Source organism: Rhizobium ecuadorense (assembly GCF_001187535.1).
GTDB classification, from domain to species: domain Bacteria; phylum Pseudomonadota; class Alphaproteobacteria; order Rhizobiales; family Rhizobiaceae; genus Rhizobium; species Rhizobium ecuadorense.
Genome location: NZ_LFIO01001107.1, coordinates 75,012 through 99,969, shown reverse-complemented (window position 1 = coordinate 99,969; position 24,958 = coordinate 75,012). Strand labels below are relative to the sequence as shown.

The 24,958-nt window shown below is 61.6% G+C and carries 28 protein-coding genes; 20 read left to right on the top strand and 8 right to left on the bottom strand.

What is annotated here, in order from left to right:
- Positions 1-3 precede the first annotated feature (3 nt).
- Positions 4-753, bottom strand: coding sequence for a glycoside hydrolase family 25 protein (locus AF337_RS22690; RefSeq protein ID WP_049733911.1), 750 nt, complete (start codon positions 751-753; stop codon positions 4-6).
- A gap of 287 nt (positions 754-1,040) precedes the next feature.
- Here AF337_RS22690 and cysS point away from each other — a divergent pair, with 287 nt between their 5' ends.
- The 6 genes from cysS (at position 1,041) to cimA (ending at position 6,824) form a co-directional block, all read left to right on the top strand.
- On the top strand, positions 1,041-2,432 hold the full coding sequence (cysS, locus tag AF337_RS22685) for a cysteine--tRNA ligase (protein WP_049733910.1): 1,392 nt from the start codon (positions 1,041-1,043) through the stop codon (positions 2,430-2,432).
- A 208-nt stretch (positions 2,433-2,640) separates the two neighbouring features.
- A complete protein-coding gene (locus tag AF337_RS22680; protein ID WP_049733909.1) occupies positions 2,641-3,117 on the top strand; it encodes a GFA family protein in 477 nt (158 codons plus the stop codon).
- Positions 3,093-3,602: a GFA family protein gene (locus AF337_RS22675; protein ID WP_425287895.1), complete on the top strand. Its 510-nt coding sequence runs from the start codon at positions 3,093-3,095 to the stop codon at positions 3,600-3,602. The genes AF337_RS22680 and AF337_RS22675 overlap by 25 nt, the downstream gene beginning before the upstream one ends.
- A complete protein-coding gene (locus tag AF337_RS22670) occupies positions 3,599-4,075 on the top strand; it encodes a GFA family protein (protein ID WP_049733907.1) in 477 nt (158 codons plus the stop codon). Before AF337_RS22675 ends, AF337_RS22670 begins: the two co-directional genes overlap by 4 nt.
- On the top strand, positions 4,072-5,034 hold the full coding sequence (pip, locus tag AF337_RS22665) for a prolyl aminopeptidase (protein WP_049733906.1): 963 nt from the start codon (positions 4,072-4,074) through the stop codon (positions 5,032-5,034). The genes AF337_RS22670 and pip overlap by 4 nt, the downstream gene beginning before the upstream one ends.
- Positions 5,035-5,210: 176 nt before the next feature.
- Positions 5,211-6,824, top strand: coding sequence for a citramalate synthase (gene cimA, locus AF337_RS22660; RefSeq protein WP_049733905.1), 1,614 nt, complete (start codon positions 5,211-5,213; stop codon positions 6,822-6,824).
- A gap of 18 nt (positions 6,825-6,842) precedes the next feature.
- On the opposite strand, the gene AF337_RS22655 is transcribed toward cimA, so the two are convergent.
- A complete protein-coding gene (locus AF337_RS22655) occupies positions 6,843-7,322 on the bottom strand; it encodes a GNAT family N-acetyltransferase (protein ID WP_049733904.1) in 480 nt (159 codons plus the stop codon).
- Between the two features lie 311 nt (positions 7,323-7,633).
- On the opposite strand from AF337_RS22655, the gene rarD reads away from it, so the two are divergent.
- Positions 7,634-8,551: an EamA family transporter RarD gene (gene rarD / locus AF337_RS22650; protein ID WP_049733903.1), complete on the top strand. Its 918-nt coding sequence runs from the start codon at positions 7,634-7,636 to the stop codon at positions 8,549-8,551.
- Between the two features lie 24 nt (positions 8,552-8,575).
- Here rarD and AF337_RS22645 read toward each other — a convergent pair whose 3' ends face one another.
- From AF337_RS22645 to AF337_RS22635, 3 genes are all read right to left on the bottom strand, one after another.
- A complete protein-coding gene (locus tag AF337_RS22645; protein ID WP_049733902.1) occupies positions 8,576-9,508 on the bottom strand; it encodes a hypothetical protein in 933 nt (310 codons plus the stop codon).
- Positions 9,509-9,601: 93 nt separating this feature from the next.
- A complete protein-coding gene (locus AF337_RS22640) occupies positions 9,602-10,609 on the bottom strand; it encodes an alpha/beta hydrolase (protein ID WP_049733901.1) in 1,008 nt (335 codons plus the stop codon).
- Positions 10,602-11,495, bottom strand: a complete 894-nt coding sequence (locus AF337_RS22635; protein ID WP_049733900.1) for an MBL fold metallo-hydrolase — start codon at positions 11,493-11,495, stop codon at positions 10,602-10,604. The genes AF337_RS22640 and AF337_RS22635 overlap by 8 nt, the downstream gene beginning before the upstream one ends.
- An 88-nt stretch (positions 11,496-11,583) precedes the next feature.
- On the opposite strand from AF337_RS22635, the gene AF337_RS22630 reads away from it, so the two are divergent.
- Positions 11,584-12,519, top strand: coding sequence for a LysR family transcriptional regulator (locus tag AF337_RS22630; protein ID WP_049733899.1), 936 nt, complete (start codon positions 11,584-11,586; stop codon positions 12,517-12,519).
- A 41-nt stretch (positions 12,520-12,560) separates the two neighbouring features.
- Here the strand turns inward: AF337_RS22630 and AF337_RS22625 are convergent, their stop codons facing one another.
- Positions 12,561-13,184, bottom strand: coding sequence for an LOG family protein (locus AF337_RS22625; RefSeq protein WP_082336848.1), 624 nt, complete (start codon positions 13,182-13,184; stop codon positions 12,561-12,563).
- A 154-nt stretch (positions 13,185-13,338) separates the two neighbouring features.
- Between AF337_RS22625 and AF337_RS22620 the strand changes: the two genes are divergently transcribed.
- The 5 genes from AF337_RS22620 to AF337_RS43755 all read left to right on the top strand — a co-directional run bounded on the left by AF337_RS22620 (position 13,339) and on the right by AF337_RS43755 (position 19,568).
- Entirely contained in the window at positions 13,339-15,363 is a 2,025-nt protein-coding gene (locus AF337_RS22620; protein WP_049733897.1) for a LysM peptidoglycan-binding domain-containing protein, read from the top strand.
- Positions 15,364-15,561: 198 nt separating this feature from the next.
- On the top strand, positions 15,562-17,439 hold the full coding sequence (locus AF337_RS22615) for an ABCB family ABC transporter ATP-binding protein/permease (RefSeq protein WP_049733896.1): 1,878 nt from the start codon (positions 15,562-15,564) through the stop codon (positions 17,437-17,439).
- The gene (locus AF337_RS22610) at positions 17,423-18,271 is read left to right on the top strand and encodes a phosphatidylserine decarboxylase (protein ID WP_338012723.1); all 849 of its coding nucleotides are present in this window, start codon (positions 17,423-17,425) and stop codon (positions 18,269-18,271) included. Before AF337_RS22615 ends, AF337_RS22610 begins: the two co-directional genes overlap by 17 nt.
- Before the next feature lie 26 nt (positions 18,272-18,297).
- Positions 18,298-19,143 (top strand): CDP-diacylglycerol--serine O-phosphatidyltransferase, encoded by an 846-nt coding sequence (gene pssA / locus AF337_RS22605; protein WP_049733894.1) that lies wholly within the window; start codon positions 18,298-18,300, stop codon positions 19,141-19,143.
- Between the two features lie 278 nt (positions 19,144-19,421).
- Positions 19,422-19,568 (top strand): hypothetical protein, encoded by a 147-nt coding sequence (locus AF337_RS43755; RefSeq protein ID WP_167347791.1) that lies wholly within the window; start codon positions 19,422-19,424, stop codon positions 19,566-19,568.
- A 37-nt stretch (positions 19,569-19,605) separates the two neighbouring features.
- Here the strand turns inward: AF337_RS43755 and AF337_RS22600 are convergent, their stop codons facing one another.
- Entirely contained in the window at positions 19,606-20,370 is a 765-nt protein-coding gene (locus AF337_RS22600) for an SOS response-associated peptidase (protein ID WP_049734130.1), read from the bottom strand.
- Between the two features lie 41 nt (positions 20,371-20,411).
- On the bottom strand, positions 20,412-20,732 hold the full coding sequence (locus AF337_RS22595) for a YnfA family protein (protein WP_049734129.1): 321 nt from the start codon (positions 20,730-20,732) through the stop codon (positions 20,412-20,414).
- A gap of 78 nt (positions 20,733-20,810) precedes the next feature.
- On the opposite strand from AF337_RS22595, the gene AF337_RS22590 reads away from it, so the two are divergent.
- From AF337_RS22590 to AF337_RS22560, 7 genes are all read left to right on the top strand, one after another.
- Positions 20,811-21,227, top strand: coding sequence for an NUDIX hydrolase (locus AF337_RS22590; protein WP_049734128.1), 417 nt, complete (start codon positions 20,811-20,813; stop codon positions 21,225-21,227).
- A 34-nt stretch (positions 21,228-21,261) separates the two neighbouring features.
- The gene (locus tag AF337_RS22585; protein ID WP_049733893.1) at positions 21,262-21,708 is read left to right on the top strand and encodes a TIGR02301 family protein; all 447 of its coding nucleotides are present in this window, start codon (positions 21,262-21,264) and stop codon (positions 21,706-21,708) included.
- Positions 21,709-21,811: 103 nt separating this feature from the next.
- Positions 21,812-22,069, top strand: coding sequence for a hypothetical protein (locus AF337_RS22580; protein WP_003574226.1), 258 nt, complete (start codon positions 21,812-21,814; stop codon positions 22,067-22,069).
- Positions 22,070-22,087: 18 nt separating this feature from the next.
- Positions 22,088-22,846 carry a hypothetical protein gene (locus tag AF337_RS22575; RefSeq protein ID WP_049733892.1) on the top strand — a complete coding sequence of 253 codons (759 nt, stop codon included), beginning with the start codon at positions 22,088-22,090 and terminating at the stop codon, positions 22,844-22,846.
- Between the two features lie 100 nt (positions 22,847-22,946).
- Positions 22,947-23,801 (top strand): CAF17-like 4Fe-4S cluster assembly/insertion protein YgfZ, encoded by an 855-nt coding sequence (ygfZ, locus tag AF337_RS22570; RefSeq protein ID WP_049734127.1) that lies wholly within the window; start codon positions 22,947-22,949, stop codon positions 23,799-23,801.
- A 29-nt stretch (positions 23,802-23,830) separates the two neighbouring features.
- Positions 23,831-24,403: a YfbR-like 5'-deoxynucleotidase gene (locus tag AF337_RS22565; RefSeq protein WP_049734126.1), complete on the top strand. Its 573-nt coding sequence runs from the start codon at positions 23,831-23,833 to the stop codon at positions 24,401-24,403.
- Positions 24,400-24,930: a tyrosine phosphatase family protein gene (locus tag AF337_RS22560; RefSeq protein WP_049733891.1), complete on the top strand. Its 531-nt coding sequence runs from the start codon at positions 24,400-24,402 to the stop codon at positions 24,928-24,930. Before AF337_RS22565 ends, AF337_RS22560 begins: the two co-directional genes overlap by 4 nt.
- Positions 24,931-24,958: the final 28 nt, after the last annotated feature.

Sequence of the window (24,958 nt, the reverse complement as noted above, 5' to 3'; positions counted from 1 at the left end):
ATCTCATTTGGCTGCAACGGCCGGGAACAGATATGCGAAGCCTGTCTCCGACGGGCAGAGCGCATTGAGATCCACTGCTCCCTGAATGCCGTCGACAGTGCCGTTGTCGGCAAATTGCCAGATCGACCAGCGACTGCAGCCTTCCTGCGCCGGCTCCTGGAATACGCTCCGCAGCCAGAGGTAATGGTCGGGGAAGCGGGCTTCATTGCCCTTCAGATACTGATCGTAGAACTCCTGGGTGACGTAAAAGATCGGCTTTTCCGGAAAGGCACCTTTCAGCCCGGTGAAGAAGGCGTTCACTTCAGTCGCCATTTCCTCGACTGTCGGGACCTTGCTGCAATTGCCGACAAACTCCAGATCGACAGTGATGGGCAGGGTTCCCGGCTGCTTCGGCACGGTCGCCAGGACATTCTGCGCCTGGTCCTTACCCGGGCGGCAGAAGGTGAAGAAATGATAAGCGCCCCTGACCATTCCGGCGTCGCCGGCGCGCTGCCAGTTGTCGGCAAATCTGGAATCCTTGTGATCCCCGCCTTCGGTTGCCTTGATGATCGCGAACCGGACATTCGGCTGCGAAGCCACCGTCTTCCAATCGATATCACCCTGGTGACGGCTGACATCGATGCCCTGGATCGGATAGCGGCTTAAGGATGGATTGTTGAAGCGAAACATGCCGAAATCGTACGCCAGATATGCAGCCAATGCGACTGCCAGAATTGCAGTCGCTGCGATCGTCCCCCGAACCAAGCTTCTCACGCATTTCCCCCTGTTTTCAGTCGCTTCCCAACTGCCTATAAACGATTTGTGCCGCGAAAATGGCCGACTGAGCGTGCCGCCGGATCGTTCGTCGCCCCTCTTGACCAAACGTCATTCCCACGCCATAAAACGCGGCATGAAAACGGTTGTCTGCATTATCTGCGGAAAGATTATTCGCTAGCGCAAGCGCTGGCCCGGCCGTTTTCGTCTCCCAAATAGTCAAGATGCGAAACGCCCCGGCCCGCCGGTTGCGATATTTTTTCTGATTGTGCTTATGGGAGAGTGGAATGGGCGGCATGCCGGAACTGAAGCTGTACAACACGCTGACGCGGGAGAAATCGGTCTTTGCGCCGATCGATCCCGACAATGTCCGCATGTATGTCTGCGGCCCGACCGTCTATGATTTCGCCCATATCGGCAATGCCCGCCCGGTCATCGTCTTCGACGTGCTGTTCCGGCTGCTGCGTCACATCTATGGCGAGGATCACGTCACCTATGCCCGCAACATCACCGACGTCGACGACAAGATCAATGCGCGGGCGCTGAGAGATCATCCCGGCCTGGCGCTCAACGAAGCGATCCGCGCGGTCACCGAAAAGACCGAGACGCAGTTTCACGCCGATGTCGCCGAGCTCGGCTGCCTGGAGCCTGATGTCGAGCCGCGGGCGACCGACAATATCGTTGAGATGACCGAGATCATCGAGAAGCTGATCGGCAACGGCCATGCCTATGTCGCAGCCGGCGAAGTGCTGTTCGACACCAAATCCATGGCGGATTACGGCCAGCTTTCGAAGCGCCCGCTCGATGAGCAGCAGGCCGGCGCCCGCGTCGCCGTCGATGCACACAAGAAGAACCCCGGCGATTTCGTGCTGTGGAAACTGTCGAGCCACAACGAACCCGGCTGGGAGAGCCCTTGGGGCCGCGGCCGGCCGGGCTGGCATATCGAATGCTCGGCAATGAGCCGGCGTTATCTCGGCGATATCTTCGACATTCATGGCGGCGGGCTGGACCTGATCTTCCCGCACCATGAAAACGAGATCGCCCAATCGCGTTGCGCCCATGGCACCGAAGTGATGGCAAATGTCTGGATGCATAACGGCTTCGTGCAGGTCGAAGGCCGCAAGATGTCGAAATCCGAAGGCAATTTCGTCACCATCCACGACCTGCTGCACACAGAGGTTTTCGGCGGCCGCAAATGGCCGGGCGAAGTGCTGCGCCTTGCCATGCTGATGACGCATTACCGCGAGCCGATCGATTTTTCGATCAAGCGGCTTGAGGAAGCCGAACGCCTGCTCGCCAAATGGCCGGCGACGGAGCCCGGCGATGCCGAGCCTGACGAGACAGTGCTGACCGCACTCGCCGACGACCTCAACACGGTGGCGGCAGTGCAGGCCTTGCATGCGCTGGCGCAGGCCGCCCATACGGATCCCGCCGCAGCCGCCCGTTTTGCCGCAACGGCTGCCCTCCTCGGCCTGTTGCCGAAGAAAGCCGAAATCGACGAGGCCGTCGCAGCGGCGGTCGATGCGTTGGTCGCCATGCGTCTTGAAATGCTGAAGGCGAAGAATTTTACCGAGGCCGACAAGATCCGCGACGAGTTGACCGCGAAAGGCATCCAGCTGAAAGACGGCAAGGATGCGGCGACCGGCGAGCGGGTGACGACGTGGGAGGTCAAGCGGTGAGAGCGGTGTCTGGGGATAAGGCCCCTCCCCAACCCCTCCCCACAAGGGGGAGGGACTACGGTGCCGCACTGCTTCTAAGCGACTTCACCGGTACTGCAAGCATTCGCGGCGGAAATGAAGGCGGCGCCGCGAGAGGGCCCTCCCCCTTGTGGGGAGGGTTGGGAGGGGGTTTCTTTTTCTCATCCACATTGTTGCGGAGGGATTGTCCATGACCACCTATACCGGCGGCTGTCAGTGTGGTGCGGTGCGCTTTCGCGTCGGCGGCGAGCTCAAGGATTCGTCGATCTGTCATTGCCGCATGTGCCAGAAGGCGTTCGGGGCCTATTATGCGCCGCTGGTCTCGGTACGCGGCGCCGATTTCGAATGGACGCGCGGAGAGCGGAAAAAGTTCCGCTCTTCCAATTTCGTCGAGCGCGGCTTCTGCGGCGATTGCGGCACGCCGCTCTCCTACGAGGCACCTGACGGGGTTGCGATTGCCGCAGGCGCCTTCGACGATCCCTCGGCGCTTCCGCCGGTGGTGCAATTCGGCATCGAGGGCAAGATCGGCTTCGTCGATCACCTGCATGAATTGCCCGGACACCGGACGGAGGAGGATGCGCAAGCCGCCCCCTTCGTGCTCGACCTCGTCTCCTACCAGCATCCCGATCATGAGACACAGGCATGGCCAGCCAAGGAGTTGAGATGACCGCGCAGACGAACACAAACGGCGGGTGCCAGTGCGGGGCGGTGCGTTACCGCGCCGAAGGCGAACTCGGTTATCCCCATCTTTGCCATTGCCGTATGTGCCAGAAGGCGGCCGGCAATTATTTCATGCCGCTTGGCGGCGTGATGCACAGCAATTTCACCCTGACGCGCGGCGCGCCGAAATGGTTCCAGTCCTCGGATCTGGTGCGACGCGGTTTCTGCGGCGATTGCGGCACGCCACTGTTCTATGACATTCCGGGGACGGATTTCATCAACATCACGCTCGGCTCACTGGACGATCCCGACGCGGTCAAACCGGTGATGCAATCGAACACCGGCCGCAGGATGTCCTGGTTTCACGCGCTCCCCAGCCTGCCGGTGGAACCGGAGCCCGAAACGCCCGACCGCGAGGACGCGATTGCGGCAAGCAACCAACAGCATCCCGACCACGACACGAAAAACTGGCCCCCTGGAGAAAGCTCATGACGGACAGGATAAGAACAGGAGGCTGCCAGTGCGGCGCCGTGCGCTTCCGCATCTCAGGCAAGTTGGGGCGACCCTCGATCTGCCATTGCCGCATGTGCCAGAAACAGTTCGGCGGCTTCTTCTCCGCGCTCGTCACCGCACCCGAGGACGGGATGGAATGGACGCGCGGCGCGCCGAGCTATTTCCAGTCCTCGGTCAATATCGACCGCGGCTTCTGCAGCAATTGCGGCACGCCGATGACCTATCGCCATCCTGGTGGCCTGGAGCTTGCAATCGGTACTTTCGACGACCGCAGCGATCTGGCACCGCTGATCCAGGTGAATTACGAGGCCCGCCTGCCCTGGGTCGAGGAGATCTTCGAGGCGCCGGTGCTCAAGGATCAGGATTTCTATGCACGGCAGGAGGCGATCATCTCCTTCCAGCATCCCGATCACGATACTTCAGTCTGGCCAGCGAAAGGCGTGAAAATATGACCGAAATTCTGCGCACGCTCTATCCCGAAATCGAAGCCTATGCCTCCGGCCATCTCGATGTCGGCGACGGCCATGTGATCTACTGGGAGCGGTCGGGAACGCCTGGCGCCAAGCCCGCCGTCTTTCTGCATGGCGGCCCCGGCGGCGGCTTCTCGCCCGCTCATCGCCGGCTTTTCGATCCGGCCCTCTACGACGTCATGCTGTTCGACCAGCGCGGCTGCGGCAGGTCGACGCCGCATGCGGAACTCAATGCCAATACGACCTGGCACCTCGTCGCCGATATCGAGCGTCTGCGCGAGATGGCCGGTGTCGAGAGCTGGCAGGTGTTCGGCGGCTCCTGGGGCTCGACGCTGGCGCTCGCCTATGCAGAGGCGCATCCGGAGCGCGTCTCCGAACTCATCCTGCGCGGCATCTATACGCTGACCAAGGCCGAGCTCGACTGGTACTATCAGTTCGGCGTCTCGGAAATGTTCCCGGACAAATGGGAGCGTTTCATCGCGCCCATTCCGCCGGAGGAGCGGCATGAGATGATGCATGCCTATCATCGCCGCCTGACGCATGAAGACCGGAGCGTGCGCCTTGCCGCCGCGCAGGCCTGGAGCATCTGGGAGGGCGAAACGATCACGTTGCTGCCCGAACCTTCGACGAGCGGCAAGTTCGAGGAACCGGAATTCGCCTATGCATTCGCCCGCATCGAGAACCATTTCTTCGTCAATGCCGGCTGGATGGACGAGGGACAGCTGATCCGCGATGCCGACAGACTGAAGGATATTCCCGGCGTCATCGTGCATGGCCGCTACGACATGCCCTGCCCGGCGAAATATGCCTGGCTGCTGCACAAGGCCTGGCCGAAGGCTGAGTTCCACCTGATCGAGGGTGCGGGCCATGCCTATTCGGAGCCGGGCATTCTCGACCAGCTGATCCGGGCGACGGATAGGTTTGCCGGGAAGCCAGACTGATTGTTTGAGGTAGCCCCTCACCCTAGCCCTCTCCCCGCGCGCGGGGAGAGGGGACGAGCTCTGCAGTACGGCGCGGCATATCCCTTCTCCCCGTCGGAACGGGGAGAAGGTGGCGGCAGCCGGATGAGGGGCAGCATCCGCATTCCAACAACACCCGCCTGCCGGGAGGAAACGACATGAAAGAACGCATCTACCTCTTCGACACGACGCTCCGGGACGGGCAGCAGACGCCCGGCATCGATTTCTCGGTCGAGGATAAGATTGCGATCGCCGCGCTGCTGGACGAATTCGGCATCGATTACGTCGAGGGCGGCTATCCCGGCGCCAATCCGACCGACACGGCCTTTTTCAGCGAGAAGCGCACCAGCCAGGCCAGCTTCGTCGCCTTCGGCATGACGAAGCGGGCGGGCGTTTCGATTTCCAACGATCCCGGCATTGCCGGGCTGCTGCAGGCGAAATCCGACGCCATCTGTTTCGTCGCCAAGAGTTGGGACTATCATGTCGCGGTAGCACTCGGCTGCACCAACGAAGAAAACCTCGAAAGCATCGCCGAAAGCGTCAAGGCGGCGGTCGGCGCCGGCAAGGAGGCGATCGTCGACTGCGAGCATTTCTTCGACGGCTTCAAGGCCAATCCGGCCTATGCGCTTGCCTGTGCCAAGACCGCCTATGAGAGCGGCGCGCGCTGGGTGGTGCTCTGCGACACCAATGGCGGCACGCAGCCGCCGGAGGTTCGCGCCATCGTCGAGGCGGTAATCGCCTCAGGCGTTCCCGGCCGCTGTCTCGGCATCCATGCCCATAACGACACCGGCCAGGCCGTCGCCAACTCACTGGCTGCCGTCGAAGCCGGCGTCCGGCAGATCCAGGGCACGCTGAACGGCATCGGCGAGCGCTGCGGCAATGCCAATCTGGTAACGCTGATCCCGACATTGGCGCTGAAGAGCGCCTATAACACACGCTTCGAAACGGCGATCGACGAAGAGCGGCTGCTCAACCTCACCCGGCTCTCGCATGCCTTCGACGAGCTGCTCAACCGCTCGCCCGATCACCAGATGCCCTATGTCGGCGCTTCCGCCTTCGCCACCAAGGCCGGCATCCATGCATCGGCGCTGCTCAAGGATCCGCGGACCTATGAACATGTGCCGCCTGAGAGCGTCGGCAATTTCCGCAAGGTCATGGTCTCGGACCAGGGCGGCAAGGCGAATTTCATCAATGCGCTGAAGCGGCGCGGCATTACGGTAGCCAAGGACGATCCGAAGCTCGATCTGCTGATCTCGATCGTCAAGGAACGTGAATCCATCGGTTATGCCTATGAGGGCGCGGATGCGAGCTTCGAGTTGCTCGCGCACCGCACGCTCGGCACGATCCCTGAGTTTTTCACCATCGAAGGCTTCCGGGTGATGATCGAGCGCCGCTTCGACAGTCTTGGCCGCGTGAAGATCGTCTCGGAGGCGGTGGTCAAGATCACCATCGACGGCCAGACGCTGATGTCGGTTGCCGATGCCGAAGGCCCGGTCAACGCGCTCGATCTGGCGCTGCGCAAGGATTTCGGCAAATACCAGCACGAGATCGACGATCTGGTGCTCGCCGATTTCAAGGTGCGTATCCTCAATGGCGGCACGGCGGCGATCACCCGGGTGCTGATCGAATCCACCGACAGCGACGGCGTGCGCTGGTGGACGGTCGGCGTTTCGGAGAACATCATCGACGCCTCGTTCCAGGCGCTGATGGATTCCGTCATCTACAAGCTGATGAAGAACCGGCAGCTCGCCGGCAAGATCGCGGCGGAATAATCTGTTCCGCCGGTTCGGCTAACCGCGGGCAAACGCCGCCAGCGTCTCGCCCGTCATCCGATAGCGGATCCATTCCTTCTGCGGCTCCGCGCCAATCGCCTCGTAGACACGGATCGAGGGTTCGTTCCAGTCGAGCACGCTCCATTCGAAGCGGCCGCAACCCTTCTCCAGCGCGATCTGCGCCAGGCGCCGCAAAAGCGCCTTGCCGGCGCCCGAACCGCGCGCGTCCGGTGTTACGTAGAGATCTTCCAGATAAAGGCCGTTCTTCGCTTGCCAGGTCGAATAGCTGAAGAAATAAACCGCCATGCCGATGGCTTGACCCTCGCGTTCGCAGATCAGCGCATGCGTGACTGAACCGTCGCCGAAGATTGCCGCACGCGTGCTCTCCTCGGTCGCCTCGACCTCGTGGATCGCCTTTTCATAATCGGCCAATTCGCGGACAAATCGCAGGATCGTTGCCGCGTCTGAAGGCGTTGCCGGGCGTACGGTAAGGGTCATGTGAGAGGCTCCTGATCTGGCGCTTGGCGTTCCAGATGAAAGAACCTGCCGGGCCTGTCAACTGAATGCGCAGATCATCAGCGGTTTGCGAGTTTGTTCCCTCGATTGGTCCCGCCTGTCGCCTGCCCGCGGCAGTCTGGAACAGGATTCGGATTTTTGGAGGCCGATACCAGCCTTTGCCGCTATCATCCGTTCATTCTTCCCCTGTCCGCTTCAAATCCTCTTAGCCTTTATTCAACGAAATGAATTGGCCTATTCACGGCGCTTAAGCTAGGCCGGATCAGAAGAAGAACAAAGATGGAAACACCCCGATGTCGACCGATGTATCCGTTCCGCTGGCCAAGAACGAAGACAGTCCGCGCGGTTTCGCCTTCGCGCTGACGGCCTATCTGCTCTGGGGCTTCCTGCCGATCTACATGAAGGCGGTGGCGCATATCTCGCCGGCCGAGGTGATCGCCCACCGCATCGTCTGGTCGCTGCCGCTGGCCGGCATCGTGCTGATCGTGCTCGGGCGCACCAATGATATAGCGACGGCGTTGCGCTCGCCGCGCATGCTGGCAATGGCGGCGCTGACCGCCTCGCTGATCACCGTCAACTGGGGCACCTATGTCTGGGCGATCGGCGCCGGCCATTCGCTCGACGCAGCACTCGGCTATTTCATCAATCCGCTGTTCAGCATCTTCCTCGGCGCGGTGCTCCTCAAGGAGAAGCTGCAGCCGCTGCAGATCGCGGCGATCGCGCTGGCAGCTCTTGCCGTCGCCATTCTCGCATTCGATAGCGGCGGCATTCCGTGGGTGGCGCTGACGCTGGCAATCAGCTGGGGTTTTTATGCCTTGCTCCGCAAGACGCTGCCGCTCGGGCCGAACCAGGGCTTCTTCCTCGAAGTGCTGATCCTCAGCGGGCCTGCCCTTCTCTATATCCTCTATCTCGAATTCGGCAGCGGCCAGGGCCATCTCTACCGCACCGGCCTTGCCGACACGACGCTGCTGCTCGGCTGCGGCGTCATCACCGCCGTGCCGCTGATGATCTATGCCAATGGCGCCAAGCTGCTGAAGCTCTCGACGATCGGCATCATGCAGTATATCGCGCCGACGATGATCTTCCTGATCGCGGTCTTTATCTTTCACGAGCCGCTCGGCACGGCGCGCATGATCGCCTTCCCGCTGATCTGGGCGGGGCTGTTCCTCTATAGCTGGTCGATGCTGAAGGGAAGCCGCGGAAGGATGTAGCGTACCAAACCCGACCAACTTGGCTCAAAGCCAGGATAGCAGAGCCGTGCGGAAAAGGATTCCAGCCAATGCGCTGAATACTGCGACGCCTGCTACCGAGCGAAGCGTCGGCACCGAAGCAATAAGAATGGAGAGGCCGGGAAGGTCGAGAGGGTTTAGCAGAAATGCGGATCCGTGAATGATTTTCTCTGGCGGAAGACTCAGTTCGTTGTGGGCGTCAATTAACAGCGTGACCGTTGCGCTCGCTCCTGCCAGGCATTTTGTGAGGAAGAACAGGACATCCTGCTGCGAGGCGCCGAGCAGCTGAAGCAGTGGCTGCGCAACGGACGTGAAGGCCGAAAGTGCGCCTGTGCTTTTGGTTAGCCTTACCAGAGCAAGTGAGATCACGAGCACCGGCAGGATCGAAGCAACCACGCCAATGGCATCTGCGCCACCGCGATTGATCGCGGCCAGGAGATTGCGCCTGACGACGAGGTGGTCATCCGCCCTGTCGCAGGAACAGTTCTTTCCAGGGGAGGAACGGCGACCAACGATCCAACCGGCCAGAGTGGACGCAACGAGCGCTCCGCAAATGCCGTTTATTATGATCAAGCCGGGATCGACACCGAGGCTTGCCAGCGGAAAACTGGCATTCGCCGGCGCCGCCGCAAGCACCGCGGCAAAGGCGGCGGCCATAAATTTCTCGGATGTTCTTTTATGCGCCATCAGCGTCAGGGCGGCGACCGGGGCAGCCGAACTTACGAGGCAGAGCTGGATGATTGCCAAAACCCCAAAACCGTCCAGACCGAAAGGTCTGAACAGCGGGTTTACCTTGCCGGCGATTAATCGCAGTGCGCTCACGTTTTCGAGGTAGCGCATCAGCGAAAATGTCACGATCATGAGAGGCAGAAAGGTGAATACCGCGATGTCGACGGCACTTCGTCCGGCATCCAGTATGGCAGTGATCAGAATTGTCATAGGCACGAATGGCTCGATGGCCGGCGAATGCGCGGCCGGCTTGATGGCGGAAGCAGGCTCCGGATCCGATGCCGGAGTTCCTTCGTTCAGACGCTATTCCGGTTTGAAAGCTTCATCGAAGAAGCGGACGATCTCGGAATAGGCCTGCATGCGGTGGCTCTCCATAAGGGCGAGATGTGTCGCCTCCCCGATTTCCACCCATCGCCTGTAGGAGGCGCCGGTCAGTTGCTCGAAATAGCCCCGCGCCAGATCGAGCGGAACGTCGATGTCCCATTCGCCGTGCAACAGCAGCACCGGCGCGCGAATCTCGCCCGGTTGATAATATGGGATTCCAGCTCGCCAGTAGGTGCGGATGTCTTGGATCGGCCCGTTGGTGGCGCGGAGTTTACCTTGCTCCCTGTCGCCTTGCGACGTCTCCTCCGAGAGCGTCAATTCGGACCAAAGATCGAACCAGCCCTCGGGCACCAGACGTTCACGCGCGTATTCTGGTGCGGTGCCCAGCCAACGCGCCAGGGCCGCATTGACGGGAACAAGCCTGTAGGAGCCGAGGGCACCGCCCTGGTCGATGGGGATGGGAACGTCACTCAGCCATTGCGGCGCGAGCAGCGCGAGCTTGACGACCTTGTCGGCGTTGCGAGCAGCATATGCGCCGGCCACGGTACCGCCCCACGACATTGCGAAGACGTTGACAGCCTTCAGGCCCCGAAGTCGAAGCACGAAGTCGACAGCCGTTGCGAAGTCGGCGACGCCGGTGTCGGTGGAGACAAGCGGCGGGTTTGCATCGGCCTCCGCCTGCATTTCCGGTGGGCGGGTCGATTTTCCATACCCCCGGACATCGACCGCAAAGACGTCGAACCCTCGATGAGCCAGAAAGTCGATGAAGGACATTCCATTGAAGGGAACGTCGTAAAGACTTCCGGACGAGAAGGTCGCTCCATGCACCATTACGATAGTTTTCTCCGCAAGAAAGACTTTGTGGTCCTTCCTTCGCTTATTGCGCAGATAAAGCTTGATGCCCTCGGTTCCGCTATCGACGTAATGCTCGTCGAATACGACCTGGCTGGCGTCAAAAACTGAAGACGCGAACTCGTTGTTAGACATAGGACCACCTGAATTTTTCGCCGTCGCGGGTGACATAACCAGCAGAAGAACCGGGGAAATGCGTGGAGAAGTACATGGCGCGATTATCGGCGGCGAGTTCGAGGATGCGCCGTCTGGACCGCGCAGCTCGATCGTGGAATTCGCAGAAGACCGTGTTAAGGTCGGGCCGTTCCACCTGGATTGGATGGTGCATGACATCGCCGGCGAAGATTGCCGCTTCATTGTCCGCCTCCAGCACAACGGACATATGGCCGATGCTGTGCCCAGGCGTCGGTAAGAAGGTGAATCGATCGAGGAAAGGAGCGCCTGCGTCGTCGATGAAATCGGCAAGCCCCGCCTCGATCACGGGCCTTACGCTGTCTTCATAAACGCCGAAACTGGGAATGTTGACGTCGTTGTGACTCGCCGTCGACGCGTAATATTCCTGCTCGGCGCGCGGGAAGACGTAGCGGGCGTTTTTGAAAGTCGGGATCCATCTTCCGTCCTGAAGGACGGTATTCCAGCCGGAGTGATCGACGTGGAGATGGGTATTTATGACGAAGTCGACGTCTTCGGGCTCGACACCCGCGTGACGCAGCCTATCCAGAAACGGAATGGTCTGATGATGGAAGCCGGAATTGCGCGGTCTTTCCTTGTCGTTACCCGAACCGGTATCGATGAGGATGACGTGGTCGGGCGTGGTAACAAGCCAGCTATGGATGCTCACTATAAGGGCATCGCGGCCCTCGTCCATATCGATGGTGGAAAGCCGCGGCTCGACCGCCTTGATCTCCTCAGGTCCGGCAGCCGGGTAGAGGAAAGAGGGCGGAACGTTGTGCAGATACTGCTCCTGCACCTTTCTCACTGTCACGCCGGCAATACGATATTCCTTTCCAAGATTGCTCATGGAACTTCCTTTCGAGTTGAACTGGAACCGGGACAGCGCTGTCTGATGGCTATGGACAGTAGGAAAAATTCATGCAACGATCAAATCGATGAACGAAATTGTCTCCATCGATCATTTCAATTTGTGGTGTTTCGACCTCAATCTGCTGGTCGCGTTCGATGCGCTCATGAAGGAGCGGAGCGTGACGAAAGCTGCTGTTCGCCTGAAAATCCAGCAGCCCGCCATGAGCCATAATCTCGGCACTCTTCGGACATTGCTTCAGGACGAGCTTTTTGTGCGTGTCGGCCAGGTCATGCAGCCGACCCATCGGGCGTTGCGTTTCGCCGAAGCCGTAGAGCAGATACTCAGCCGCACGCAGCAGGCGATCGTAACGCCGGTAGTCTTCGAGCCCAATCAGGCCGAGCAGATATTCCGCATCGGCTTTTCCAGCGAGCTCGAGGTGCTGCTCGTGCCGCGCCTCGCCGCTATTTTGAACGAGACGGCCCCCGGCATCAAAGTGCTTGCGCGAGCGGTCAACCCCGAACTGGTCCACAAGCTTATGGACGACAATGTAATCGACCTCGGCGTCGGTTGCTACGATGACGGCAACAACAGACATCGGCGGAGCCTACTGTTCGAGCAATCGCTGATGTGTTGTTACAATCCTAAACTTCTCGATCTTCCTGAAACTTTGGACCGCGATAGCTATGTGGGGCTGAAGCATGCACTCGTTTCCCAAAAGGACGCGATCGAAGGCTGCATCGATGATGCGTTGAAGCGGATCAAGGTGCGACTGGACGTGTCGGTGGCAGCGCCGGAATTCCTGACCGTGCTTACTGCTGTCCTCGAAGCGCCCCTGATCGCGACCCTGCCGACAAGGATCGTGAAGCGGTATGCCGGCCTTTTCGGCTTGGCGACCGCCGAGGTTCCCCTCGATTTAACGGTGAGTCCGATATCGATGGTTTGGTCGGCGGCAAGCGAGAATGATCCCGCCAATCAATGGATGCGATCTCAGGTGGCTCGGCTTGTTTCGGCCTACAGCTGAATATGCCGCCACAGGGCTGGGCAGTCCGGGCTCTTGCCCACCTACATCTTCGAGATCACCTCGTCCTCGCCGTCGCGATCGGCGGCGAGTTGGGCGGCCTGGGCCATGATTGCCGGAATGATGCCGGAGATCTCGTCGACGACGAGCGGCTGCACCCGGTGGGCGGTGTGCACGAAGCCCTCTTCGGTCATGTGGCGCATCAGTTCCATCATCGGATCCCAGAAACCGTTGACGTTGGCAAAGACCATCGGCTTTTCGTGGCGGCCGAGCTGCGCCCAGGTCATGATCTCGACGATCTCCTCCAGCGTGCCGATGCCGCCGGGCAGCGCGACGAAAGCATCGGAACGCTCGAACATCGTATGTTTGCGCGCATGCATGTCAGGGGTTACAATAAGCTCGTTGAGCTGACCGAGCGAGTGGCGAGTCGCTTCCATATCGATCAGGAATTCGGGGATGATGCCCGTGACCTGACCGCCGCCTGAAAGCGTGCCGCTTGCAACCGCGCCCATGATGCCTTTGGTACCCCCGCCATAGACGAGGCGCAGGCCGTATTCGGCGATCTCTCGTCCGAGAGCACGCCCGGCCGCCATGTGGGAGGGATCGCGTCCCGGCCTTGAGCCGCAGTAAACGCAGATGGATCGAATCGATACAGATTGGTCGGTCATGGGGGCAAACAACTATTCCATTTCAATGCAGTCAAGAAAATTGACTGAAAAGCAGCGTCGCGAGCTTGCCGAATTGCTTTGAATGCTTGTGAAAAGCAACGGGAATCGCTAGCAATTTCGGTTACTACGGCAAATTGCCGCCTGGGGAGACATAATGATGAAGAACCGTGCCGGCTTGCTGGCCCTTGCAGTGCTCGCAATTGCAATCCTACTGATGGTGTTTGTCGTCATGCCGCGCATCGGCGGCGATGCAGCCAAGGTCGGCGACGCTATCAACCAGGCGAGCACGGAGCTCAAGGACACGGTTAACGAGTCGGCAAAGACATCGCGCCCCGCTGCAGCGGACGCGGCTTCCGTCGCCGACAAGGTGGGCCGCCTTTCGGCCGAGGCAGGCGTGTCGCTCACCGAACTTAAGGCGCTGTTTGCCGACGGCAAGGGCCCCGCCGACGATGTTTTCACCGCCGCCAAGACCAAGGCCGTCGATGCACTGACCGCGCTTGCCGGTTTCGCCATTCCCGAGGGCCTCGATCCGGTGACCCAGACACTTGCCACGAAAGCCAAGGACGGCGGCGCGAAGGCGCTCGCCATTGTCCAGTCGCTGCCGGAGAACATCACCGATGCGCTTGCCGCGATCGCCAAGGCCGAGGCTGCGCTGACCGGTGCGCCTGAGCCTGGGGCGAGCACGGCGGCGAATGCAGGCCCGAAGCTTCCCGCCTTCGACGTTTTGCGCGTCGAGCCCGACGGCTCGACGGTGATTGCCGGCTCCGCCCAACCGAACGGCAAGCTCGAAGTGCTTGACGGCGAAAAGGTCGTGACGACAGCCAATGTCGATGCCAGCGGCGATTTCGCCGCCGTTCTCGACGATCCGCTGGCCGCCGGCGACCACCAGCTCGTGCTCAAGTTTACCGGCAAGGACGGCACGACCACGCTTTCCGAAGAAGTCGCGACCATCTCCGTGCCGAAAGACGGCAACGGCGCCAACCTGCTCGCCATGGTCTCCAAACCCGGCGCGGCAAGCCGCATCATCACCGCGCCGAAGGCCGGCACCGAAGTCGCCGATGCCTCCAACCCGACGGTGCCGGCCGCCGACACCCCGGCAACGGGCCAAGGTTCGACCGGGTCTGCCGCTACCGGCGAGTTGGCGCTGCAGACGCCTAATGTCACCGACCCCGCCTCCGGCGCTGCGACTGCGCCGGCCATTCCAGGCGCCGCCGAACCCGACAAGTCGAATGCGCCCGATGTGATGGTCAATGCCGTCGAGATCGAGGGCAACAAGATTTTCATTGCCGGCACGGCGCGCGCCCACGCCAAGGTCCTCGGCTATGCCGACGACAGCCTTGTCGGCCAGGACACCGCCGGCTCCGACGGCCATTTCGTCATCGACGGTGTGGTGGCGCTCTCGGTCGGCGATCATAAGATCCGCGTCGATGTCGTCGATCCCGCCGGCAAGGTGATCGTGCGTGCGGCGGTGAATTTCAATCGCCCGGCGGGCGACCAGGTGCGGGTCGCCGCGCAATCCGTCCCCGCCGACGCAAACGGCGGCTCCTCGATGGTGCCGCTCGACGAAGCTGAGCTCGGCAAGCGCAAGGCCGAGGCCGGCAAGGCCTTCGGCCTGCTGAAGGGGCTGTTTGCCGACGGCAAGCTGCCCGGCGCCGAACAGCTTGCGGCGGCGCGCTCGGCAACCGAATTCGCTCTGCGCTCGGTCGCAGATTTCCGTCCGGGGGCCGATGCGCCTGAAACCTTCAAGCAAGCCTCCGGCGCTGCCTCGCAAACCGCGACCAGCGCGTTAAAGGTGCTGCAGGCCTTGCCGAAGGACGCAAAGTCCGTCGGCGCAGGCCTCGACGGACTGGGGGCGATCATCGCCGAACTTTCCGCATCCCCCGCGCCGGCCGCGCCTGATGCAAACGACGCGGCAGGCAACCAGCCGAAAACGATCGAACAGGCGCCTCTGACGGCAAACAACGCGGCTGTCATCATCCGCCGCGGCGACACGCTGTGGCAGATTTCGCGCCGCACCTATGGTCTCGGCGTTCGGTACACGACGATCTACATCGCCAACGAGGACAAGATCATCGATCCGGATCGCATCCGCCCCGGCCAAATCTTCGGCCTGCCGAAGGATGCGCTGCCGAATGCCGAGGAACTGCACCGCAAACGCCTGTCCAACCGGCACCTCTAAGCGCCAAACAACATGACGAGGCCGGGCGGGCTAACCGCCCGGCCTGTTTTTTCCTGAACCCGGTATTTGTTGTATTCGTCCGCCCGGTATCCTATCTGGCGGTGGCGGGGAGAGCGCTTTGGGCACATCCCGGTTTCGCGCTCTTGCCCGCATCGAAGCGCGGCAATCGCCGCAAGCCCATCCGGGCTGGAGACAAGCATGGCAAACGGCAAGACAGTCTCGGAATCCAACCTGCTGCGCACGCTTCTCAACCTCTGGCCCTATATGTGGCCGGCCGGACGGCCCGACCTCAAGATGCGCGTCGTCTGGGCCTCGGTCTTCCTGCTGATTTCCAAATTCGTGCTGCTGCTCGTCCCCTATTTCTTCAAGTGGTCGACCGATGCGCTGAACGGCAGGATGGATCTGGCCGGCTCGGTGCCGCCGCTGCTTGCCGGCGCCATCGCCCTTGTCATCGCCTACAACATCACCCGCCTGATCCAGCTCGGCCTCAACCAGTTGCGCGACGCGCTGTTTGCCAGCGTCGGGCAGCATGCAGTGCGCCAGCTGGCCTACAGGACCTTCGTGCATATGCATGAGCTGTCGCTGCGCTTCCATCTCGAGCGCAAGACCGGCGGCCTCTCGCGCATCATCGAGCGCGGCACCAAGGGCATCGAGACGATCGTGCGTTTCACGATCCTCAATTCTGTCCCGACCGTCATCGAATTCCTGCTGACGGCGGTGATCTTCTGGTGGGGTTACGGCTTCTCCTATCTCGCCGTTACCGCCTTCACCGTCTGGGCCTATATCTGGTTCACTATCCGCGCATCCGACTGGCGCATCGCCATCCGCCGGTCGATGAACGACAGCGATACCGACGCCAACACCAAGGCGATCGATTCCCTCCTCAATTTCGAGACCGTCAAATATTTCGGCAACGAAGAGATGGAAGCGAAGCGCTTCGACAAATCGATGGAGCGCTACGAGAAGGCGGCGACCGATGTCTGGACCTCGCTCGGCTGGCTGAACTTCGGCCAAGGCGTCATCTTCGGCATCGGCACGACGATCATGCTGGTGTTGTCGGCGCTGGCGGTGCAGCGCGGCGAGCAGACGGTCGGCGATTTCGTGTTCGTCAATTCGATGCTGTTGCAGCTTTCCGCGCCGCTCAACTTCATCGGCTTCGTCTACCGAGAAATCCGTCAAGGCTTGACCGATATCGAGCAGATGTTCGATCTCCTGGAGGTCAAGGCAGAAGTCAAGGACCCGCCCGATGCAGCCGAGCTTCTAATCGGCCAGGGCGCGATCGCCTTCAAGAATGTGCATTTTGCCTACGACCCGGTCCGTCCGATCCTGAAGGGCGTTTCCTTCGAGGTGCCGGCCGGCAAGACGGTTGCCGTCGTCGGCCCTTCGGGGGCCGGAAAATCGACGCTGTCGCGCCTGCTCTATCGTTTCTACGATATCCAGAGCGGCGCCATCACCGTCGATGGCCAGGATATCCGCACGGTGACGCAGAGGAGTCTGCGCTCAGTGATCGGCATGGTGCCGCAGGATACCGTGCTCTTCAACGACACAGTCGCCTATAACATCCGCTACGGCCGGACATCGGCGAACGACGGCGAGGTCTTTGCGGCAGCCGAGGTGGCGCAGATCGCCCATTTCATCGAAATGCTGCCCGAGGGGTTCGAAACCAAGGTCGGCGAGCGCGGGCTCAAGCTTTCGGGCGGCGAGAAGCAGCGGGTGGCGATCGCCCGCACCATCCTCAAGGCACCGCCGATCCTGATCCTCGACGAGGCGACATCGGCGCTCGATACGACGACGGAACGGGAAATCCAGACGGCGCTCGACGTGGTGTCAAAGAACCGGACGACGCTGGTTATCGCCCACCGGCTGTCGACTGTCATCGGCGCCGACGAAATCATCGTGCTGAAAAGCGGTGAGATTGCCGAACGCGGGACGCATGCCGCCCTGCTCGAAAAGAACGGTCTCTACGCCTCGATGTGGAACCGCCAGCGCGAAGCGACACAGGCGGAGGAACATCTGAAGCATGTGCGCGAAAGCGACGACCTGGGCGTGATCACGCGGCTTGCGCCGGCAAGCTGAGCCGGGAGCGACACCGGCCAAGCTTTTGTTGTTCAGAACCCCGGCGTCGGAACCAGGGCCGGGGCCACAGCATTGCCCCGGAGACGGTTTTTCGCTAACCAGCAAAAAACGACAACGCAAGGAGACCGGCAGCATGAGCCTGTTCAACACGGTTCGCAACACGATCGTCCCCGTGCATAAGGAGGGCTATCCCTTCGTTGCCGCCTTCTTCGTCGCGTCGCTGATCCTGGGCTGGATCTTCAAGCCGCTCTTCTGGATCGGCATGATCTTCACGCTGTGGTGCGCCTATTTCTTCCGTGATCCCGAACGTGTGACCCCGCAGGACGACGATCTGGTGATCTCTCCGGCTGACGGCAAGGTCTCGGCGATCCAGATGGTGACCCCGCCGGCCGAACTCAATCTCGGCTCCGAGCCGATGCTGCGCATCTCGGTGTTCATGAACGTCTTCAATTGCCATGTGAACCGGGCACCGATGCGCGGCCGCATCGTCAGCATCAATTACCGCTCGGGCAGCTTCGTCAACGCCGAGCTCGACAAGGCGAGCGAGGACAATGAACGCAACGGGCTGGTGATCGAAACCCGGCACGGCCAGATCGGTGTCGTCCAGATCGCCGGCCTCGTGGCACGGCGCATCCTCTGCTGGGCAAACCCCAACGAACCGGTGGATGCCGGCGAGCGCTTCGGGCTGATCCGTTTCGGCTCCCGGCTCGACGTGTTCCTGCCGGCTGGTGCTGCGCCACGCGTCTCGCTCGGCCAGGTAGCGATTGCCGGGGAAACTGTCATCGCCGAATTCGCCTCCGCCAAGGGTCCCGTCATCAGCCGCCGCAGCTAAACTCCAGGTCCAGATTGGAACGCGATATGGAAACGCCCTTTCCGCCTTTCGAGCCCAATGGTCCGGATGATTCTGCCCGCGGCCCTCGTCTGCGTGAGATCCCGCTCCGTCTCGTCTTTCCGAACCTCATCACCATTCTGGCGATCTGCGCCGGGCTGACCGGCATCCGGCTGGCTTTCGAGAACCGTTACGAGCTCGCCGTCTCCATGGTACTGGTCGCCGCCTTCCTCGATGGCATCGACGGGCGCGTGGCCCGGCTGATGAAGGCAACTTCGAAGTTCGGCGCGCAAATGGATTCGCTTGCCGATATCGTCAATTTCGGCGTCGCCCCCGCCCTCGTCGTCTATGTGTTCGCGCTCGACCAGGCGCGCTCGCTCGGCTGGATCGCCGCGCTGATTTATGCGATCGCCGCCGGCCTTCGGCTTGCCCGCTTCAACGTCATGGCCGAACGCGAGAACAAGGCGAGCTGGCAATCGGAATATTTCGTCGGCGTGCCGGCGCCGGCCGGCGCCATGCTGGTGCTGCTGCCGGTCTATCTCGGCTTCCTCGGCCTGGCGACGGACCGCACCTTCGCCTATGTCTCGTCGATCTACACCGTCGTCATCGCCTTCTTGCTGATCAGCCGGCTGCCGGTCTGGTCGGGCAAATCGGAAGGCAACCGGCTGCGGCGCGATCTCGTACTGCCGATGATGCTCGGCGTGGTGCTCTATGTGGCTCTGCTGATGAGCTACACCTGGGAGGTGATGGTCTTTACCGTTGCCGCCTACCTCGTATCGCTTCCCTTCGGCGCGCGGAAATGGCGGCGGAAATACGGGACGCTGACGATCGAGGAACCCGGCGTCGGCGACGACGATATCGGCCGGCACATCTGACGCGGGCGCATTTCCCGATCTCTTCGCGTGATCGGCATGCTTCTCTCGTCACTTCCCGCCTTCAGAGCCGCTGCGCGCTTTTCCCCGGAAAAGCGGTCGTGCACTTTTACTGGAACTGCTCTCTTCAGTAAGTATTAACCAACGTAGGCTTCAGTTAAGCCTCGCGAATTATGGTGCGCGTTTACAAATCCTGATAGGCCGCGACGCCATTTTGTCGCTATTTGTGACCAAACATCAAACTACAAAATACCCTGGGAAGAACCACGTAGGAGAGTATCGTGACTTCGAAGAAGAGCAACAGCGGCGAACAACAGACGGCCAAGCCCGACCTCGCCGCCAACTATCGCCCCGTCGGCCTCAAGGCTGTTGCAGCGGCATCGCTGATGGCCAAGCACAAGCCGGCCAGCGTCAAGAAATCCGCCTAAAACGTCGGCACGACCAAGGAAGAGCGACGGATAGTGTTCAGAAGAAACTGAGCTGGCCGTCGCCAGGCCTCTGCTTTTCCGGAGCCTTCAGCGGCTTTTCGACGACCACCGGGTGCTGCAGGTCGGGACCCATATTGGCGACCTTGTTGACCTTGTCGGAGACCGGGATGGCCTCGAAAAAATCCTCCTGAACCGGCCGCAGCAGGTCCACCACTTCGCGCGGTTCCTGCGTCTTGCAATCCAGCCAGCGCGAAAAATCTTCAGGCTTGATAATGACGGGCATGCGATCGTGAATCGCCGATATGCCCGAATTGGCCGATGTCGTCAGAATCGCACCGGTATCGACCTCGGAACCATCCGCCGAGGACCACGTCTCCATCAGCCCGGCAAAGGCGACGATCCCGCCCTGACGCGGCCTGATCCAATAGGCTTGCGGCGGCTCGCCGCTTTCTTTGGACGGGCGATGCCATTCATAGAAGCCGGAGGCCGGGATGAGCACGCGGCGATGACGCATGGCTGCCCGGAAGGAGGCCTTGCCGATCGAGGTCTCTGAGCGGGCGTTGATCAGCAGCGGGAAGTCCCTCGGATCCTTCACCCAGGCCGGCGTGAGACCCCACCGCACCAGCACGGCGCGCCGATCGGCCAGGTTGCTTCCCTGCTCCCTCCCCTCGCCCGATATGACGACGAGGATCGGCTGTGTCGGCGCGATGTTGTAGCGCGCCGGAAAATCGTCGAGATCGAGACCGGAGAAAAATTCGCGCAGGTCGGCGCTGGAGCTTGTCAGGGCGAAACGTCCACACATCGGCATGTCTTTGCACCCGGCTTGAGTCCGGTCAAGGCGCGTCAGCCTCTCGGCCCGAAGAGGATCATGCTCGTTCCCGCAAGGCAGATCAGCGCCCCGCCGATATCGTAGCGATCGGGCACGCGGCTTTCCACCAGCCACAGCCAGAGCAGTGAAGCCAGAATGTAGATGCCGCCATAGGCTGCGAAGGTGCGGCCGGCGGCCTCGCTCGGCACCAGCGTCAGAAGCCAGGCGAAAAGCGCCAGCGAGACCATGCCAGGCGCCAGCCACCAGACGGGCTTTTCAAGCTTCAGCCACGCCCAAAAGGCGAAGCAGCCGGCAATCTCGAAGACGGCGGCAAAGGCATAAATGATGTAGGTCACCAAAGCTCCTTTCGAGCCATCGCATTTCTTCAGCGATAGTCATCGGGTAGGATGGGCCATCACAGCAAGAGCCATCTCATGATCCCCACCGTCAAAGCCGCCTCCTCCGCCATTCTCGAACGGGATGGACGATTCCTTCTGGTGTTGCGGCGCAATCCGCCTTCCGCCGACATGTATGCCTTTCCCGGTGGGCGAGCCGAGCCTGATGAAACGCCGGAGCAAACGGCGCTGCGCGAATTCCGCGAGGAAACCGGCATTTCGGTGCGCAATCCACAGCTGTTTTCGACCTATGACCTGAAGACCCATGCGGCTGATGGCAGCCTCAGCAGCCATTTCTTCCTGTCGGTCTTTCGTGTCGAGGCAGATGGCGATGTGGTGGCGGAAGCCGCCGACGATGCGGCCGCCGTCGGCTGGTATACGCTGGAGCAAATCCGGCGATTGCCGGTGCCGCAGAGCGTTCTCGAATGCGCGGAGCGGCTTTCGGGCGGCGAATAGACGTGGAAATTCTCAAGCGCGCCTTGTTGCCGTCATGCTCAAGGTATCAACTGGGAGCATGATTCCCGTTCGACGCGTTTTCCTTTCCCTGCTCGTGCTCGCCGGCCCCACCATGGCGCAGGGCAAGAGCACGCCGCCTCCACGCGAGGAGGAGATTGCGCCGCCGCCTGCCGTGACCGTGCCCTATGACGACAAGCTGGCGCGACTCGCCGAGGTGTTGGGTTCGGTGCATTATTTGAGAACACTCTGCAAGGCGGCGGATGGTGACGGGTGGCGAAACGGCATGCAGCAACTGCTCGATTCGGAGACCGGCAACGAGCCGCAGCGCAAGGAAAAGCTGACCGCAGCCTTCAATCGCGGCTACCGCGCATTCGCCTCCGTCTATACGGATTGCACCGCAGCGGCCATCGTGGCAGAAGAGCGCTACCGTAACGAAGGTGCAACACTCGCCACAGAAATTACCTCGCGTTTTGGAAATTAACGTTTAATTAACCTGTTTTCGCATGTGGACGTGTCGTTTTGGGAAAAGGCTGTTAGTGTTGTTAACGGTGCAGTAAGACATGAGAAGTTCTGAGGAAAAGACAATGGAAGCAAGCCTCAACGAGATCGACGACATGATCGTCCACGAAAAGATGCAGGCGGCTCTGGAGTACCAGAACGAGGCTTGGGCCGACGGCATGGCCGACGGAATCGAGACCGAGATCATCGCTGATGCCGCTATTGCGCATGCCCTGCGCGAGACGATCAGATTGCATGGGGAAAGCAGCGCCGAAGCCCTGCTGGATTCGCTGCGCGAACGCATGCTTGCCGGCGAATTCTCCGCGAACCGCACCCTGCAATAATTATTATCAGAGAGTTTGATGCGCGCCGGTAAAGAGAAAGTTTCGCGGATTCCGCTCGCGCCGGTGCTGTTTGCGTTCAGCCTCGCTGCCGGCAATATCTTCCTCGCGCCGGCAGCCTACGCGCTTTCCGAACTGCACAAGATCCCCGGCCAGGCGGCCAACGACGCGCCGGCCGCGCCCGGAAGCGCTCAGGGACAGAGCCAGCCGCAGGGCGGCACCGCTCCCAGCGTTCCGATGGCCGATCCGCTGGTCAACAGCCAGAACAATCAGGGTGTCGACAAGACGCCGGGCGCCCAGGATGCTTCCAAGCCCGCCGAGGTGATCTACGACATCAGCAAGGTGCCCGAGCCGGTACGCAAGATGCGCGAGCAGATCGTCGAGGCGGCCGCCTCCGGCGATCTCGAACGGCTACGGCCGCTGATGGGGACCGGCACCGAGCAGACGCAGGTGACTGTCGGCGAGCCCACGGAAGATCCGATTGGTACGCTGAAGGATCTTTCGGGAGATCCCGATGGAGACGAGATCCTCGCCATCATGCTCGACATCGTCTCGACCGGCTTCGTGCATGTCGGCCAGGGTACGGCAGACGAGATGTATGTCTGGCCCTATTTCGCCGAAAAAGACCTGAAATCGCTGACGCCGCCGGAGCGCGTCGAACTGCTGCGCATCGTCACGGCCGGCGATCTTTCCGACATGCAGGAATTCGGCGGATATAATTTCTACCGCCTCGGCATTACGCCTCAGGGCAAATGGAAATTCTTCACGGCGGGCGATTGAAACCCACCTCGCTTTCACCTCTCGCCTTTCGCATGGGGCGCTTGCGATCCACCTTGTGAAGACATACCTCTGAGCGATGACCAACGCGACAGGTTCCGCCATGCCAGCCGTATTCCTGAAAGACCGCTCGCTGCTCTCGATCAGCGGCGCGGAAGCCCAATCCTTCCTGCAGAACCTGATCACCACCGATATCATCTCGCTTGCGCCAGACGAGGCGCGGCCCGGGGCCTTGCTGACACCGCAGGGCAAGATCCTGTTCGACTTCATGATCTGGCAGGACGGCGACGGCTATACGATCGAAACCGATGCCGGCCAGCGCGATGGCCTGTTGAAGCGGCTGACGATGTACAAGCTGCGCGCCGCCGTCACGCTCGCGGCCCGCGCCGAAGAGGGTGTCACCGTTTGCTGGGGCGAAGCCGCCGAGGATGTTTTGGACGGCCAAGGCGTCCGGGACAGCCGTTTCGCCAAGGCCGGCATTACATTGACCCGCAGGGCGGGACGGCACGGCGATGGCGCTGAGGCGCTCTACGACGCGCTGCGCATCGGCCACGGCATCGTCACGTCAGGATCGGACTTCGCCCTGCAGGACGCCTTTCCGCACGACGTGCTGATGGATTTCAATGGCGGCCTCTCCTTCAGGAAAGGCTGCTATGTCGGCCAGGAGGTCGTTTCGCGCATGCAGCACCGCGGCACGGCGCGCCGGCGCGTCGTCACGGTGTCCGCCGCGACGGCTCTGCCGGCGACCGGGACGGAGATCACCGCCGCCGGCAAGCCTGTCGGGACACTCGGTTCGGTCGAAGGCGATCATGGACTGGCGATCGTGCGTATCGATCGCGCCGGCGCGGCAATGGCCGCAGGCACGCCGCTGCTCGCCGGCGAAACACCCGTTTCCCTCGTCCTGCCGGAATGGTCCGGCCTCGTCTTTCCCACGAGCGCCGACGAGGCCAGCGCGTGACGACGAAAGCACCGCGTGCCTGGCAACGCATGCTGTCTGGCCGCCGGCTCGACCTGCTCGACCCCTCGCCGCTCGATGTCGAACTGATCGACATCGCCCATGGGCTGGCGCGTGTCGCCCGCTGGAACGGCCAGACATCCGGCGATCATGCTTTTTCGGTGGCGCAGCACAGCCTCGTGGTCGAAGACATTTTCCGCCGCTTCAACCATGCGTCCCCGCAGGAGTGTCTGATGGCGCTGCTGCATGATGCGCCCGAATATGTCATCGGCGATATGATCTCACCGTTCAAATCGGTGGTCGGCGGCGGCTACAAGACGGTGGAAAAACGGCTGGAGGCCGCCGTGCACTTGCGGTTCGGCCTGCCGCCGCATCCCCCGCGCGACCTCAAGGACCGAATCAAGAAGGCCGATACGATCGCCGCCTATTTCGAGGCGACGGTGCTGGCCGGCTTCACCCCCGCCGAGGCGCAGAAATTCTTCGGCCAGCCGCGCGGCATCAGCAGGGAGATGCTGATGATCGAGCCGCTGCCGGCGGTCGAAGCGCAGCGGCTGTTCTGCGAGCGCTTCGCGGCGATCGAGGCCGCGCGGGAGATGGTGTCGTGAGCTTCATCGTCGTCTCGCCGCTGTCGCGCATCGCGGAAATTGCCGTGCGCCACAAGGCGCGCGACATGATCAGCCTGATCGCCAAGGAGCAGGCCTTTCACCGGCCGGGCGTGATCGCGGCCGACCGTCATCTGACGCTTGCGATGAACGACATCACCTTCAAGGGTACCGGCGGTCTGGTGGCGCCCGACGAAACGCATGTGCAGGGGATTATCGACTTTGCCGCATCGTGGCGACAGGAGACGCCGCTGCTCATCCATTGCTGGATGGGCGTGTCGCGATCGCCGGCGGCAGCCCTGATCGCCGCACTTTCGCTCGCACCGGATCAGAGCGACGAACAGCTTGCCGGCCGGCTGCGGGCGGCCTCGCCTTTCGCGACGCCGAATGCCCGGCTGATCGAGATCGGCGACGCGCTGCTTAACCGCGGCGGCCGGTTGGTCGCGGCGGTGCGGGCGATCGGACGCGGTGCCGATGCCGACGGCAACGCACCCTTCGTGCTTGCGATCGGTGAGCCCGCCTGCGGTTGACGCTGCCCCCAGCCGCTCCATCTAGGCC

Excerpts from the sequence above, each read along its gene's own strand:
- cysS (WP_049733910.1), top strand. The coding sequence starts at position 1,041 with ATGGGCGGCATGCCGGAACTGAAGCTGTACAACACGCTGACGCGGGAG.
- AF337_RS22630 (WP_049733899.1), top strand. The coding sequence starts at position 11,584 with ATGAACGAAATTGTCTCCATCGATCATTTCAATTTGTGGTGTTTCGAC.
- AF337_RS22590 (WP_049734128.1), top strand. The coding sequence starts at position 20,811 with ATGATCCCCACCGTCAAAGCCGCCTCCTCCGCCATTCTCGAACGGGAT.
- cimA (WP_049733905.1), top strand. The coding sequence starts at position 5,211 with ATGAAAGAACGCATCTACCTCTTCGACACGACGCTCCGGGACGGGCAG.
- pssA (WP_049733894.1), top strand. The coding sequence starts at position 18,298 with ATGGAAACGCCCTTTCCGCCTTTCGAGCCCAATGGTCCGGATGATTCT.
- AF337_RS22670 (WP_049733907.1), top strand. The coding sequence starts at position 3,599 with ATGACGGACAGGATAAGAACAGGAGGCTGCCAGTGCGGCGCCGTGCGC.
- AF337_RS22620 (WP_049733897.1), top strand. The coding sequence starts at position 13,339 with ATGATGAAGAACCGTGCCGGCTTGCTGGCCCTTGCAGTGCTCGCAATT.
- AF337_RS22580 (WP_003574226.1), top strand. The coding sequence starts at position 21,812 with ATGGAAGCAAGCCTCAACGAGATCGACGACATGATCGTCCACGAAAAG.
- rarD (WP_049733903.1), top strand. The coding sequence starts at position 7,634 with ATGTCGACCGATGTATCCGTTCCGCTGGCCAAGAACGAAGACAGTCCG.
- AF337_RS22680 (WP_049733909.1), top strand. The coding sequence starts at position 2,641 with ATGACCACCTATACCGGCGGCTGTCAGTGTGGTGCGGTGCGCTTTCGC.
- AF337_RS22585 (WP_049733893.1), top strand. The coding sequence starts at position 21,262 with ATGCTCAAGGTATCAACTGGGAGCATGATTCCCGTTCGACGCGTTTTC.
- AF337_RS22600 (WP_049734130.1), bottom strand. The coding sequence starts at position 20,370 with ATGTGTGGACGTTTCGCCCTGACAAGCTCCAGCGCCGACCTGCGCGAA.
- AF337_RS22615 (WP_049733896.1), top strand. The coding sequence starts at position 15,562 with ATGGCAAACGGCAAGACAGTCTCGGAATCCAACCTGCTGCGCACGCTT.
- AF337_RS22675 (WP_425287895.1), top strand. The coding sequence starts at position 3,093 with ATGGCCAGCCAAGGAGTTGAGATGACCGCGCAGACGAACACAAACGGC.
- AF337_RS22625 (WP_082336848.1), bottom strand. The coding sequence starts at position 13,184 with ATGACCGACCAATCTGTATCGATTCGATCCATCTGCGTTTACTGCGGC.
- AF337_RS22645 (WP_049733902.1), bottom strand. The coding sequence starts at position 9,508 with ATGACAATTCTGATCACTGCCATACTGGATGCCGGACGAAGTGCCGTC.
- AF337_RS22575 (WP_049733892.1), top strand. The coding sequence starts at position 22,088 with ATGCGCGCCGGTAAAGAGAAAGTTTCGCGGATTCCGCTCGCGCCGGTG.
- AF337_RS22635 (WP_049733900.1), bottom strand. The coding sequence starts at position 11,495 with ATGAGCAATCTTGGAAAGGAATATCGTATTGCCGGCGTGACAGTGAGA.
- pip (WP_049733906.1), top strand. The coding sequence starts at position 4,072 with ATGACCGAAATTCTGCGCACGCTCTATCCCGAAATCGAAGCCTATGCC.
- AF337_RS22565 (WP_049734126.1), top strand. The coding sequence starts at position 23,831 with ATGCTGTCTGGCCGCCGGCTCGACCTGCTCGACCCCTCGCCGCTCGAT.
- AF337_RS22655 (WP_049733904.1), bottom strand. The coding sequence starts at position 7,322 with ATGACCCTTACCGTACGCCCGGCAACGCCTTCAGACGCGGCAACGATC.
- AF337_RS22640 (WP_049733901.1), bottom strand. The coding sequence starts at position 10,609 with ATGTCTAACAACGAGTTCGCGTCTTCAGTTTTTGACGCCAGCCAGGTC.
- ygfZ (WP_049734127.1), top strand. The coding sequence starts at position 22,947 with ATGCCAGCCGTATTCCTGAAAGACCGCTCGCTGCTCTCGATCAGCGGC.